12 protein-coding genes are annotated in these 13,786 nt (G+C 56.4%); 8 read left to right on the forward strand and 4 right to left on the reverse strand.

Annotation, left to right across the window (positions count from 1 at the left end):
* Positions 1 to 50 precede the first annotated feature (50 nt).
* Genes fdnI through fdnG form a run of 3 tightly spaced genes read right to left on the reverse strand, consistent with a single transcriptional unit; the run spans position 51 to position 4,640 of the window.
* Positions 51 to 707 carry a formate dehydrogenase-N subunit gamma gene (gene fdnI / locus EKN83_RS00065; protein WP_126800071.1) on the reverse strand — a complete coding sequence of 219 codons (657 nt, stop codon included), beginning with the start codon at positions 705 to 707 and terminating at the stop codon, positions 51 to 53.
* Positions 700 to 1,581 carry a formate dehydrogenase subunit beta gene (fdxH, locus tag EKN83_RS00070; RefSeq protein ID WP_025758872.1) on the reverse strand — a complete coding sequence of 294 codons (882 nt, stop codon included), beginning with the start codon at positions 1,579 to 1,581 and terminating at the stop codon, positions 700 to 702. The genes fdnI and fdxH overlap by 8 nt, the downstream gene beginning before the upstream one ends.
* An 11-nt stretch (positions 1,582 to 1,592) precedes the next feature.
* Positions 1,593 to 4,640, reverse strand: a complete 3,048-nt coding sequence (gene fdnG, locus EKN83_RS00075; RefSeq protein WP_126800072.1) for a formate dehydrogenase-N subunit alpha — start codon at positions 4,638 to 4,640, stop codon at positions 1,593 to 1,595.
* A gap of 219 nt (positions 4,641 to 4,859) precedes the next feature.
* On the opposite strand from fdnG, the gene yddG reads away from it, so the two are divergent.
* The 3 genes from yddG to EKN83_RS00090 all read left to right on the forward strand — a co-directional run bounded on the left by yddG (position 4,860) and on the right by EKN83_RS00090 (position 7,954).
* Positions 4,860 to 5,738 carry an aromatic amino acid DMT transporter YddG gene (gene yddG, locus EKN83_RS00080; RefSeq protein WP_045286744.1) on the forward strand — a complete coding sequence of 293 codons (879 nt, stop codon included), beginning with the start codon at positions 4,860 to 4,862 and terminating at the stop codon, positions 5,736 to 5,738.
* Positions 5,739 to 6,353: 615 nt separating this feature from the next.
* The gene (ompC, locus tag EKN83_RS00085; RefSeq protein ID WP_025758877.1) at positions 6,354 to 7,436 is read left to right on the forward strand and encodes a porin OmpC; all 1,083 of its coding nucleotides are present in this window, start codon (positions 6,354 to 6,356) and stop codon (positions 7,434 to 7,436) included.
* 77 nt (positions 7,437 to 7,513) lie between these two features.
* Positions 7,514 to 7,954, forward strand: coding sequence for a GFA family protein (locus tag EKN83_RS00090; RefSeq protein ID WP_025758878.1), 441 nt, complete (start codon positions 7,514 to 7,516; stop codon positions 7,952 to 7,954).
* On the opposite strand, the gene EKN83_RS00095 is transcribed toward EKN83_RS00090, so the two are convergent.
* Positions 7,944 to 8,888 carry a LysR substrate-binding domain-containing protein gene (locus EKN83_RS00095; RefSeq protein ID WP_126800073.1) on the reverse strand — a complete coding sequence of 315 codons (945 nt, stop codon included), beginning with the start codon at positions 8,886 to 8,888 and terminating at the stop codon, positions 7,944 to 7,946. The two genes, EKN83_RS00090 and EKN83_RS00095, sit on opposite strands and share 11 nt — an antisense overlap.
* Before the next feature lie 170 nt (positions 8,889 to 9,058).
* On the opposite strand from EKN83_RS00095, the gene EKN83_RS00100 reads away from it, so the two are divergent.
* From EKN83_RS00100 to EKN83_RS00120, 5 genes are read left to right on the forward strand one after another with little or no spacing between them, the layout of a single operon-like run.
* Positions 9,059 to 10,009 (forward strand): branched-chain amino acid ABC transporter permease, encoded by a 951-nt coding sequence (locus tag EKN83_RS00100; protein WP_126800074.1) that lies wholly within the window; start codon positions 9,059 to 9,061, stop codon positions 10,007 to 10,009.
* 8 nt (positions 10,010 to 10,017) lie between these two features.
* Positions 10,018 to 11,124: a branched-chain amino acid ABC transporter permease gene (locus EKN83_RS00105; protein ID WP_095451255.1), complete on the forward strand. Its 1,107-nt coding sequence runs from the start codon at positions 10,018 to 10,020 to the stop codon at positions 11,122 to 11,124.
* Complete coding sequence (locus EKN83_RS00110; protein ID WP_047958670.1) at positions 11,121 to 11,888, forward strand: ABC transporter ATP-binding protein; 768 nt, start codon at positions 11,121 to 11,123, stop codon at positions 11,886 to 11,888. Before EKN83_RS00105 ends, EKN83_RS00110 begins: the two co-directional genes overlap by 4 nt.
* Positions 11,881 to 12,600: an ABC transporter ATP-binding protein gene (locus EKN83_RS00115; RefSeq protein WP_025758883.1), complete on the forward strand. Its 720-nt coding sequence runs from the start codon at positions 11,881 to 11,883 to the stop codon at positions 12,598 to 12,600. The genes EKN83_RS00110 and EKN83_RS00115 overlap by 8 nt, the downstream gene beginning before the upstream one ends.
* A gap of 28 nt (positions 12,601 to 12,628) precedes the next feature.
* Positions 12,629 to 13,786: a branched-chain amino acid ABC transporter substrate-binding protein gene (locus EKN83_RS00120; protein ID WP_095449005.1), complete on the forward strand. Its 1,158-nt coding sequence runs from the start codon at positions 12,629 to 12,631 to the stop codon at positions 13,784 to 13,786.

The following is a 13,786-nucleotide window of genomic DNA, read 5'->3' on the forward strand; positions in this document are numbered from 1 at the left end:
AGGCCTGCAGGGTAGCGCAGCGCCGCCGGGCACAGCCGACGGCGCAGGTCTTACTTCAACCCTTCCGTACTTTCCTGTTTCGCTTCCAGCCGCTCCACATCACGATACCAGCGTGGGTGATGTTTCTGCGCCCAGCGACGACTCACCTTCCCTTCAATCATCCCTTTAATCGATCCTTTTACCCAGAACGCCATATACATATGGATCAGGATGGCATGAATCAGAATGATGGCTGACGTCGCGTGGATCAGCAGCGCGTAGCGCACCACCTGAATCGGGAAATACGGCGCGAAATAGGGTCGCCAGATCATTACCCCGGTCAACAGCAGCACAAAAATCATGCTCATGATGGTCCAGAACATCATTTTCTGCCCGGCATTGTATTTCCCCACTCTCGCGACGTGATGCTCGTTGCCCTTCAGGACTTCAACAATCCCTTTCACCCACGGAATGTCCTGCTTGTCCGGGATATTGTGATGAACAAAGCGCACGAACATAAACATCAGCACCACGAAAATCAGCACCCCGAAGAACGGGTGCAGAATGCGCCCCATCTGCGGGGTACCGAAGGTTTCGGTTAGCCACTGCAGCGTCGGGAAGAAGAACGAAATCCCCGACACCGCCACAAGAAAGAAGCAGATCACAACCGTCCAGTGACAGGCGCGGTCGATAAACTTCGTGCGCACAATCATTTTCGACTTACTCATGATGCTCCTCCTCGTCATCTACCTCTTTGTTTGGCCCGATACCGATATAGTGATAAATCAGCCCCGCAAAGGTGGCGATAAAGCCCGCCGCAGAGAGCGGTTTAAGCGCCCCTTTCCACAGGTTAATGGACGTATCGATAGCCGGGTCCTTCGGCAGATTGTGGTAAAGCGCCGGCTGGTCGTTATGGTGCAGTACATACATCACGTGCGTACCGCCCACGCCCTGCGGGTTATAGATGCCTGCATTTTCATAGCCGCGTGCTTTCAGCTTATCCACCCGCGCCTGCGCCACATCCAGCATCTCTTTTTTGGTGCCAAAGTGAATGGCACCGGTAGGACACGTCTTCACGCAGGCAGGCTCCTGTCCGACGCTGACCCGATCCACGCACAGGGTACATTTGTATACCCGGTTATCCTCTTTATTGAGTCGCGGCACATTGAACGGACAGCCCGCAATGCAATAGCCGCAGCCGATGCAGTTGTCCTGCTGGAAGTCGACGATCCCGTTGGCGTACTGAATAATCGCCCCGGCGGACGGGCACGCCTTCAGGCAGCCCGGATCCTCACAGTGCATACAGCCGTCTTTACGGATCAGCCACTCCAGCCTGCCGTTCTGCTCGGTTTCGCTAAAGCGCATCACCGTCCAGGACTTAGCGCTCAGATCCGCCGGGTTGTCATAAACCCCAACGCAGTGTCCCACCTCGTCGCGGATATCGTTCCACTCCGAACAGGCCACCTGGCAGGCCTTACAGCCCACGCAGGAGGAGACATCGATCAGCTTGGCGACCTCTGCCTTGTAATCCCGCGCGCGAGGCGCAGGGGTTATCGGGTTAGTCGCGGAGCGTTTAATCACGTCTTGTGTTTCCATCGCCATTTACTCGCTCCTTATGCTTTCTCGATGTTGACCAGAAACGCCTTGTACTCCGGCGTTTGCGAGTTGGCATCGCCGACGTTCGGCGTCAGGGTATTGGCGATGTAGCCTTTCTGCGCCACCCCTTCAAAACCCCAGTGCAGCGGGATACCGACGGTTTCCACCTCTTGACCGTTCACGTTCAGCGTCTGCAGACGACGCGTCACCACCGCCACCGTGCGAATAAAGCCTCGCTTGCTGCTCACCTTCACCCGGTCGCCATTGGCGATCCCTTTCGCTTTCGCCAGCGTTTCGCTTATCTCCACAAACTGTTCCGGCTGTGCGATAGCGTTGAGCCGCGCATGCTTGGTCCAGGTGTGGAAATGCTCGGTCAGGCGGTAGGTTGTCCCCACGTACGGGAATTTGTCCTTTTTGCCTAAGCGCAGCACATCGTCTTCGTAGATACGCACCACCGGGCTTGAGATGACGTTCGGGTGCAGCGGGTTCGTCCCCAGCGGCGTTTCCATCGGCTCGTAGTGCTCCGGGAATGGACCTTCCGCCAGTTTGTCGAGGGCAAACAGGCGCCCCAGCCCTTCCGGCTGCATGATAAATGGCCCGGTGTTGCTGCCCGGCGCGGCGGTGTTGTAGTCCGGGATATCATTCCCCGTCCACTTCGCCCCGTTCCACTCGATCAGCATGCGCTTCGGATCCCACGGCTTGCCGTTGATATCTGCGGACGCGCGGTTGTACAGCACGCGACGGTTAAGCGGCCATGCCCAGGCCCATCCCAGCGTGTTACCCAGCCCGGAAGGATCGGCATTATCACGGTTGGCCATCTGGTTACCCTGCTCCGTCCAGCTGCCGGCGTAGATCCAGCAGGAGGACGCCGTCGTCCCGTCGTCGCGCAGCAGTGCAAAGCTGTTCAACAGCTGGCCTTTTTTCGCCACCAGGGTGCCGTTGGCGTCATAAAGATCCGCCAGCGCCACGCCGTTGTTCTCTTTCGCGACCTCTTCAGACTCCGGGCGATCCGGCTGTTTATAGCTCCAGCTCATCTTCAGCAGCGGTTCAGCCCCTTTGCCGCCTTCGGTGCGGTACATCTCGCGCAGGCGATGGTAAATCCCGGCCAGGATCTCGCCGTCGTTACGTGCTTCCCCCGGCGCATCCTGACCTTTCCAGTGCCACTGCAGCCAGCGGCCGGAGTTAGCGATGGAGCCGTCCTCCTCCGCAAAACAGGTGGACGGCAGGCGGAACACTTCGGTCTGAATCGACGCCGGATCGACATCGTTCGCTTCCCCGTGGTTCTGCCAGAAGGTGGAGGTTTCTGTAACCAGCGGATCGATAACCACCATGTACTTCAGCTTGCTCAGGCTACGTACCACTTTGTTTTTGTCCGGGAACGAGGCCACCGGGTTAAAGCCCTGGCAGATGTACCCCGTGACGTCGCCTTTATCCATCATGTTGAAATACTTGATGACGTCGTAAGCCTGGTCCCACTTCGGTAACCACTCAAAACCCCAGTCGTTCTCTTTCTGCGCCGCATCGCCGTAGAAGGATTTCATCAGGCTGACGTAGAACTTCGGATAGTTGCTCCAGTAGTTCACCTGGTCCGGCAGCGTCGCTTTTGGCGTGTTCGCCGCCAGGTACGTTTGCAGATCCGCCTGCTTTTCAGACGGTAGCGTCAGGTAGCCCGGCAGGCTGGTGGAGAGCAGGCCAAGGTCGGTCAGACCCTGAATATTGGAGTGACCGCGCAGGGCATTCACGCCGCCGCCCGCCATGCCCATATTGCCGAGCAACAGCTGGATCATCGCCATGGTGCGGATGTTCTGCGCGCCAACGGTATGCTGCGTCCAGCCCAGCGCATACAGGAACGTGGTGGTTCTGTCTGCAGCACTGGTGGAGGCCAGCACATCACACACTTTCAGGAAGTCCGCTTTCGGCGTGCCGCAGATGTTCTCCACCACGTCCGGCGTGTAGCGTGACACGTGCTGTTTCAGCAGGTTCCATACGCAGCGCGGATGCGTCAGCGTTTCATCGCGCATCGCGTAGCCGTTTTCATCAAACTGATAGTTCCAGGAGGACTTATCGTACTGGCGTTTTTCGGCGTCATAGCCGCTAAACAGGCCGTCCTCAAAGGCAAAATCATCCCGCACCAGCAGGTTCGCGTTGGTGTAGTGCTTAACGTATTCCGCGTTAATTTTGTTGTTTTCTATCAGGTACCGCAGAACGCCAGAGAGGAACGTAATGTCCGTCCCGGAGCGAATCGGCGCATAGATATCCGCCACCGATGCCGTACGCGTAAAGCGCGGATCGACGACGATAAGCGTCGCATCGTTATTGTTTTTCGCTTCCATCGCCCAGCGGAAGCCCACCGGATGAGCCTCAGCGGCGTTTCCGCCCATCACCACCACGACGTTTGCGTTTTTAATATCAACCCAGTGGTTGGTCATCGCACCGCGACCAAATGTTGGAGCAAGACTTGCTACCGTTGGTCCGTGTCAGACGCGCGCCTGGTTGTCTACCGCCAGCATGCCGAGAGAGCGCACAAATTTTTGCGTCAGCATGCCGGTTTCATTACTTGCCGCAGAGGCACACAGCATGCCGGTCGAAAGCCAGCGGTTGACCGTCACGCCCTGCGCGTTCTTTTCAGTAAAGTTGGCGTCGCGGTCGGCTTTCATTAATCTGGCAATACGAGAGAAGGCCTCATCCCAGGAGATACGCTGCCATTTGCCAGAGCCCGGCGCGCGGTATTCCGGGTAGCGCAGGCGGTTGTCGCTGTGAACGTAGTCCAGCAGCCCTGCCCCTTTCGGGCACAGCGCCCCGCGGCTCACCGGATGGTCCGGGTCCCCTTCAATGTGGTAAATCGCTTCTCTGGCGCTCTTCGCGCCATCGCCCAGGCTATACATTAAAAGCCCACAACCTACGGAGCAGTATGTGCAGGTGTTACGGATCTCTTTTGCGCGCAGCAGCTTATAGTTGCGTGCCTGAGCCAGTGCCATTTTGGGAGCAAACCCCAGCATAGCGGCTGTTGTTCCGGCCATACCGCCCGCGCAGATTTTGAAAAATTGTCTGCGGCTGACGTCCATTGTTGTCCTCGTTATCTGATAAGACTTCGTGGCGCAAACTAACAGCAAAGCCCCTGATTTTTTTGCGTCAAATCAAGGTCGCCTGCCTTCACCCCCTTAATAGTCACTGCCGTTACGGTTAAATACCTCTTTTTGATTAACGGCTTAAGAGAATAATTCGCGACAGCGTCAGGATGAATGCGCTACATTTTCCCTTTGTTTTTTAGCAATGGCGAAGTCATGGACAGAAAGAGAGCAACGCTTATTGGGCTGGCGGCAATACTGTTATGGAGCACCATGGTCGGCCTTATTCGCAGCGTGAGCGAAGGGCTGGGGCCGGTAGGCGGTGCGGCGATGATATACACCCTCAGCGGATTACTGTGTCTGGTGACGGTAGGATTTCCTGATATCAGACGGTTTTCGTCCCGGTACCTTATTGCGGGCAGCGTTCTGTTTGTCAGCTACGAAATATGTCTGGCGCTGTCGCTGGGCTATGCCGCCACGCGATCGCAGGCCATTGAGGTCGGTATGGTCAATTACCTCTGGCCAAGCCTGACCATTGTTTTCGCTATTTTGTTCAACGGACAAAAATCCACCCTGTGGGTGATCCCGGGGTTAGCCATCTCATTACTGGGAGTCTGCTGGGTATTAGGCGGTGAACAGGGATTACACCTCGATGAAATTACCCGCAATATCATCTCCAGCCCGCTGAGCTATGCGCTGGCATTTGCCGGGGCATTTATCTGGGCGGCCTACTGCACCGTTACGCGTAAATTTGCGCAGGGGCAAAACGGTATCACGCTGTTTGTGTTGCTGACCGCACTGAGTCTGTGGATGAAATATGCCCTGAGCGAACAGCCCGATATGGTATTCACCCTTCCGGTGGTGGTGAAACTTGTGATGTGCGGGGTTGCCCTTGGTCTGGGTTATGCCGCCTGGAATATTGGCATTCTTCACGGGAACGTCACGATACTGGCCGCCATTTCCTATTTTACCCCGGTCCTTTCAGCCGCGCTTGCCGCCGCCGTGCTGAGTTCGCCCCTCTCATTCTCCTTCTGGCAAGGCGCGCTGATGGTCTGCGCCGGGTCATTACTCTGCTGGTACGCGACAAAACAATAATGTCGATTTTGCTGTCGGGTTATTTTCAGCCCGACAGCAAATTATTAACATAAATTTAATATCATCACGCCAGAATACTCTTCAGGACAGCCGAAGAGGTATTTATATTCTGTTTATATTATCGCCCTTTCGTAAATACACGTTGTCTGTTATTGACACAAATTGACACCGCTGCGTGATTAGTCCCATGCAAATACTCACCTTTTTAATAGCACGAAGTGCAATAGTATGTTTCTGTGTATTTCTGCGCACACCTCGAAAATGCCGTTGATTTAGGCCAAAAAACAGGGTTAACGGGGTATCCAGGTAAGTTTTTGCAAGATAAAGAACGAAAATACCGATAATTACCGCATATTATAAAACCACAATGAAACTATATTGACCGCAATAAAATCCCCGGAAAATTGCGCAAATACCCACCAATTCATTCACTATCACGCTCATTAATCCGATCTCGATCACACTAACTGAAATTATTGCTAATAATTTGAAACTTATTATTGAAAGGCGACTACAAGATTTTTAAAAATAACATGCCATTGACGATCAGCCTCGTTTAGAAATCGTTCAAAGTGGCTCAGGAAATACTGAAGAAAATTATAAGGAATATTTAAGATGAAACTTAAATTAGTTGCAGTGGCAGTGACTTCCATGTTGGCAGCAGGCGTTGTAAACGCGGCTGAAGTTTATAACAAAGACGGTAACAAGCTGGATCTGTACGGTAAAGTGACAGGTCTGCACTATTTCTCTGACGATAGCGATAACGACGGCGACAAAACTTACGTTCGTCTGGGCTTCAAAGGCGAAACTCAGATCAACGATCAGCTGACCGGTTACGGCCAGTGGGAATATGAGTTCAAAGGCAACCGTTCTGAATCTCAGGGCTCTGACGGCAACAAAACCCGTCTGGCCTTCGCAGGTCTGAAATTCAACGAATTCGGTTCTTTCGACTACGGTCGTAACTACGGTGTTGCTTACGACATCGGCGCATGGACTGACGTTCTGCCAGAGTTCGGTGGCGATACCTGGACTCAGACTGATGGCTTTATGACTGGCCGTACGACTGGCGTTGCAACCTACCGTAACACCGACTTCTTCGGTCTGGTTGACGGTCTGAACGTTGCCGCTCAGTACCAGGGTAAAAACGACCGTAATGACATCACCGAAGCGAACGGTGACGGCTGGGGTCTGTCTTCTACCTATGAAATGGACGGCTTCGGTGTTGGCGCAACCTACGCGAAATCTGACCGTACTGACCGTCAGGTTGCTGCCGGTCGCGTTGCAAACACCGTTAACGCTGGCGGTGAAAACGCAGAAGTATGGGCTGCTGGCCTGAAATACGATGCGAACAACATCTACCTGGCAACCACCTACTCTGAAACCCGCAACATGACCAACTTCGGTGATGGTTATATCGCGAACAAAGCACAGAACTTTGAAGTTGTTGCTCAGTACCAGTTCGACTTCGGCCTGCGTCCATCCATCGCTTACCTGAAATCCAAAGGTAAAGACCTGGGTTCATACGGCGACCAGGATCTGGTTGAATACGTTGACGTTGGCGCGAGCTACTACTTCAACAAAAACATGTCTACCTATGTTGATTACAAAATCAACCTGGTTGACGACAACAGCTTCACCAAAGCAACTGGCGTAGCGACCGATAACATCGTCGCTGTAGGTCTGACCTACCAGTTCTAAGATATGCCACGCCAGAAAGCCAGCCCATGTGGCTGGCTTTTTTTATACGGATTTCTGGCGTCAAAAAGGAGTACGCCATGCACATTTTCAAAGGACGCTGCTTGTGCGGAATGAGTCAATTCAGCGTGAGCCTCAACAATTTCGACGTGGTCGCCTGCCACTGTACGCAATGCCAGAAGTGGTCCGGGGGGATCGCCATGTATGTGGAGGCGTCGGGCCAGCCGCTTGTCGAGCAGGACTCCATCGCCCCTTCTCATTTCAGTTCATCGGATCGTGGAGAGCGCGGGTTTTGCCCCGGCTGCGGCTGCCCACTGTGGTTCAAACTGACTTCAGCTTCGCGCTATTTCATTCCCTGGACACTGCTTGAGATGAGCGAAGATGAGCGACGTCGGCTGGTGCTGGCAGCAGAAATCTATACCGAAACCCAACCGGCGTTTTTTGGTCTGACCGGGCAATACGCGCGCTACACCGGCGCAGAAATTGAAGCGCTGGATAAACACTGCCTGCTTACGCTGTAACAGGATGAACACCGGCTTCCCGACGAAGCCAGTTTTGCAGCAGCTTACCGTCCTCGGTCATCTCTGAATCTGAACGCACGCAGAGGTAATAGTCGCGCCCGTCATCAATGGGTAAGTCAAGGATCTTCACCAGTTCACCGCTCTCAAGATACGGTGCAATCAGGGGTTCACGCATTAACGCGCAACCCAGCCCGGCCTGCACGCCCGCCAGCGTCAACAGCCCGTCCTCGAACAGAGGGCCGCTGCGCCGGAGAGGACGTTTTACCCCCTGCAACTGAAACCACTGCGGCCAGCTGGTTCGCTCCTCATCGTGCAGCAGTGGCATTTGCAGCAGCTGTTCAGGGGTGTCGATATGGCCGTGGATGCGCAAAAATGTGCGGCTGCACACCGGTACCATCTGTCCGGAAATCAGCTTTTCACTCTGATAACCCGCCCACTGACCGTTGCCAAAACGAATCGACATATCCGACGCATCGCTCAGATAGTTGCGATGGTTGGCATACACCACGTTAATTTCGGTTTGCGGATTGGCGCGCATAAAAGCGGGCAACCGCGGAATAAACCACCCCATACCAAAAAGCGGGATCAGGCTGATAGTGACCTGTCGCGTATGCGCCTGCTCTGCCAGGTGCTCCGTCGCCTGACGCAACACGTTAAAGGCCGCCCGGATTGAACGGTAATATTCACGTCCGTGCTGGCTTAACACCAGCCTGCGCCCCTGACGCTCCGTCAGCGGCATTTGCAGATACCCTTCGAGCACCCTGAGCTGATGGCTCACGGCTGACGGTGAGATCGCCAGCTCCTGCGCGGCCAGCGTGACGCTGCCCAGCCGGGCGATGGCTTCAAACGCGCGCACAGCCCGAAGCGGCGGGTCGTTCGCCAGACGACTTTCTGCATACGCCGGGAGAACGGCCAATTGTTCTGTTTTATTCATATGTTGATTTCTTTACGCTTTTCTGCCGAAAGCAGGGATTGACTATATTTATATAAATCATAGAGATAACGCAATACCGGTTTATCATAAGAAATAATATATGTGTATTTTACAATTTAATTCATTTATCGGAAGGTAGCCGCAGAAAGAGCACTTTGCGGGTACAGACGTTGGACACACTCATACAACAATTGATCAACGGTGTGATGCTGGGAAGCATTTACGCGCTGATCGCGCTGGGCTATACCATGGTGTATGGCATTTTGCGCATTATTAACTTTGCTCACGGCGATATTCTTATGGTCGGTGCGCTCACCACGCTCTCCGCCATTAACGCCCTGAATGCCACCTTCCCTCATATGCCGCTGCTGCTGCTGCTTGGCCTGGCTCTGGCGATTGCCATGGTCGTCTGCTCCCTTCTGGCCATGGCCGTGGAACGTTTTGCCTATCGCCGACTGCGCAATGCCCCGCGCCTGGCGCCGCTGATCTCCGGTATCGGCGTCTCGGTCCTGCTACAAACCGTGGCAATGATTATCTGGACGCGAAACCCATTAATGTTCCCGCAGATCCTGCCCATGGACCCCATTGCCGTTACCTCGGGAAGCGAACTGCATCCGCCTGCGATTGTGACCGTCACCGGCATTGTCACCGTGGCGCTGGCGCTTGCAGTGATGACCGGGCTGTGGCTGCTGGTGGAATACACTCGCCTGGGTCGTGGCATGCGCGCCGTTGCGGAAAACCCGCGCGTGGCCACGCTGATGGGGGTTAACCCAAATGCCATTATCACCCTGACGTTCGCCATTGGTGGCGCGTTTGCCGCGCTGGCCGGCGTGATGATGGCCAGCAACTACGGTAATGCCAGCTTCTCGATGGGCTTTTTACCCGGAATCAAAGCTTTTACCGCCGCCGTACTGGGGGGCATTGGTAACATTCGTGGCGCCATGATTGGCGGGATCCTGCTCGGCATTATCGAAGCGCTGGGCGCGGGCTATCTGGGTGAGCTGACCCACGGCGTGTTTGGCAGCAATTATCAGGATGTCTTTGCGTTCATCGTGCTGATCCTGGTGCTGGTCTTCCGTCCGGCAGGCCTGCTGGGCGAACGCGTGGCAAACAGAGCGTAAGGGGCACTATGACAACTCTTCAACTCCAGGCTCCGGCGACCTCGCGCAAGTTCTGGTCCGGCATGACGTTATTCTGCCTCGCGCTGCTGATTGCGCCCGTGGTGGCCACGCAGCTCGGCGGCAACTACTGGGTGCGTGTTATCGACTTCGCCCTGCTCTACATCATGCTGGCGCTGGGGCTCAACATTGTGGTCGGCTACACCGGCCTGCTGGACATGGGCTTTATCGCCTTTTACGCGGTCGGGGCCTACCTCGCGGCGCTGATGGCGTCGCCACACTTGCTGGCGGTGTTCCCGATCCTCGGAGTCTGGTTCCCGGACGGGCTGCATACCTCTTACCTGCTCATTATTCCGCTCGCCGCGCTGGTTGCGGCAGTCTGCGGCATTTTGCTGGGTGCCCCCACGCTGAAGCTGCGTGGCGACTATCTGGCGATAGTGACCCTCGGCTTTGGGGAGATTATCCGCATCCTGATGCGTAACCTCGACCGTCCGGTAAACATCACCAACGGTGCAAAGGGCATTACCGGAGTGGACACGCTGAACCTGTTCGGCCTGAAGTTCAGCGGCGTATACCACTGGTTCGGCGTCAAGGTGCCCGCGCTTTGGCTGTGGTACTACCTGCTGATGCTGGTGATTGTGGCGATCATTTTCGTCTGCCTGCGTCTGCAGCATTCCCGTATCGGCCGCGCCTGGCACGCCATCCGTGAAGATGAGGATGTGGCCCGCGCGATGGGGATCAACGTGCGTAACTATAAGCTGCTGGCCTTTGCGATGGGCGCCTCTTTTGGCGGCGTGGCGGGCGCACTGTTCGGCGCGTTTCAGGGCTTTGTCTCCCCGGAATCCTTCACGTTGCAGGAATCCATCGCCGTGCTGGCGATGGTGGTGCTGGGCGGGATGGGACACATACCGGGCGTGATCCTCGGCGCGATACTGCTCACCGCCCTGCCGGAACTGCTGCGCAGCCAGGCGGCTCCGGTGCAGCAGGCGCTGTTCGGTACGGTGCTGATTGACCCGGAAGTATTGCGTCAGCTGTTCTACGGCCTGGCACTGGTGCTGGTGATGCTGGTGCGTCCTGCTGGCATCTGGCCGGTACGCCACAAGGAGGTGAAGGCATGAGTCTGTTAACCGTACGCAACATGTCAAAACGCTTCGGTGGGTTGACGGCCGTGGATGATGTTTCAATCACCGTGGACAAGGGCGAGATCTACGGCCTGATCGGCCCCAACGGGGCCGGGAAAACCACCTGCTTTAACCTGATCACCGGGCTGTATCCGGCAGACAGCGGTGAGTTTTCGATTGCCGGTAAGCCCTATTTCCCGAAGCACATTGAGAAAGTCACTGCCGCCGGGATTGCGCGCACCTTCCAGAACGTGCGCCTCTTTAACGATATGTCGGTGCTGGAAAACGTGATGGTGGGCCGCCACGTGCGCACCCGTAACGGTCTGTGGGCCGCGCTGAGCCGCCACAAGCGCGCCCGCGCGGAAGAGCGGCAGACCCGCGAGCAGGCGTGGCACTGGCTGGACTATACCGGCATTGCGCAGTTCGCCCACTATCGCGCCTGCGATCTGGCCTATGGTCACCAGCGCCGTCTTGAAATCGCCCGCGCGCTGGCAACGGATCCGCTTCTGCTGGCGCTGGATGAGCCCGCCGCCGGGATGAACGCGGCGGAAAAAGTGGCCCTCGGCGAGCTGCTCATCCGCATCCGCGATGACGGCAAAACCCTTTTGATGATTGAGCATGACGTCAAGCTGGTGATGAATATCTGCGATCGTCTGACGGTGCTGGATTACGGCAAAACGCTTGCCTGCGGCACGCCGGAAAGCGTGCGCCGCGACCCTCTTGTGATCGCCGCCTGGCTTGGAGGTAGCGCCCATGTCTGAACTCCTTAAAGTCGAAGGTCTGGACGTGCATTACGGCGGCATTCAGGCCGTACGCGGCGTCTCCTTTACCCTGCACGAGGGTGAACAGGCTACGCTCATCGGCGCTAACGGCGCGGGGAAAAGCTCCACCGTGCGCGCCATTACCGGGCTGGAACGCTTTGGCGGCAGCATTGAATTCAACGGTAAAGCGGTACGCAAACTGCGCCCTGACACCTTGCTGCGCGACGGGCTGGTGATGGTCCCGGAGGGCCGCGGGATCTTCTCCCGCATGACGGTTCTGGAAAACCTGCAGATGGGGGCCTGGCTCAGACGTGACACTGTCACGGTAAAACAGGAGATGGCGGCGATTTTCGAGCGTTTCCCCCGTCTTGGCGAACGGCAGCACCAGCTCGCCGGGCTACTGTCCGGCGGTGAACAACAGCTGCTGGCCCTGAACCGCGCCCTGCTCAGCCAGCCGCGCCTGCTGATCCTTGACGAGCCGTCGATGGGCCTTGCCCCGAAGATGGTGGAGAACATTTTTGCGGTTATTGCCAGCCTGCGCGAGCGCGGGGTTGCCCTGCTGCTGATCGAACAAAACGCCCGCCTGGCGCTGGAAGTGACCGACAGCGCATGGGTGATGGACAGCGGCAGCATCGTTCATCATGGCGAATCGAAAGCGCTGCTTGATGACGACCAGATTGCACAGATTTATCTGGGCGAAATGCCCGTTTAACAACACCAGCCAACACCAGGGAAATACAATGAAAACAGTAAAAATCAGTGCGCTAAGCGCCGCTATTCTGCTCGGTGGGTTCGCCTCAACGGCCACCAGAGCCGCCGACAGTGAAACCGTGGTTATCGGTCTGGCGGGCCCGCTCACCGGCCCGTCTGCCCGTATCGGTAAAGATCTGGAGAATGGCGCGCAGCTGGCGATCGATGACATCAACAAACAGCACCCGACCATCGGCGGCAAAGCGGTGACTTTCACACTGCAGTCCGAAGACGATCAGTCCGATCCGCGCACCGCGGTTGCCGTGGCGCAGCGTCTGGTGGACAGCGGCGTGGCGGGCGTGGTCGGCCACTGGAACACCGGTACCAGCATTCCGGCTGCCCGCGTCTATCATGATGCCGGCATCGCACAGGTGGCACCGGTCGCGACCGGTCATGCCTATACTCAACAGGGTTTTGATACCAGCTTCCGCGTGATGGGGCACGACGACGACGGTGGCCAGCTTGCCGGACAGTACGCGGTGAACACCCTGAAAGCCAAACGCATTGCGGTGATCGACGACCGTACCGCCTTTGGTCAGGGTCTGGCAGACCAGTTTATTAAATCGCTTGAAGCACAGGGCGTGAAAATTGTCGATCGTCAGTACGTGGATGACAAAACGGTCGATTTCAGCGCCGTACTGACTGCCATTCGCAGTAAAAATGCCGATCTGATCTTCTTCGGCGGCGTCGACAGCCAGGCCGCACCCCTGGCGCGCCGCATCAAACAGCTGGGCATGAACGCCACGCTGATGGGCGCAGGCGGATTCGTCAGCCAGACGTTCCTGCAGCTGGCACAAAAAGAGGGAGAAGGCGTGGTCGCCCTGGAGCCGGGTCTGCCCGTTGATCAGATGCCGGGAGGTAAAGCGTTCGAGCAGGCGTACCAGTCCCGCTACCACACCCATATCGAACTGCACGCCCCGTTCGCCTATGACGCTACCCGCGTGCTGGTGGCGGCGATGGAAAAAGCAGACTCCGTTGATCCTTCCGCGTATCTGCCTGCCCTGCGTGCCATAAGCTACGCTGGCGTCACCGGCCAGATTGCGTTTGATAACGAAGGCAACCTGAAATCACCGTCGTTCACGGTCTACAAGGTTGTCGACGGCAAATGGCAGCCGCAGACCGTGCTGGGCGGCGCAAAAGCGAAGTAA

Origin of the sequence: Enterobacter sp. WCHEn090032 (assembly GCF_003986875.1) — a bacterium.
GTDB lineage: Bacteria > Pseudomonadota > Gammaproteobacteria > Enterobacterales > Enterobacteriaceae > Enterobacter > Enterobacter sichuanensis.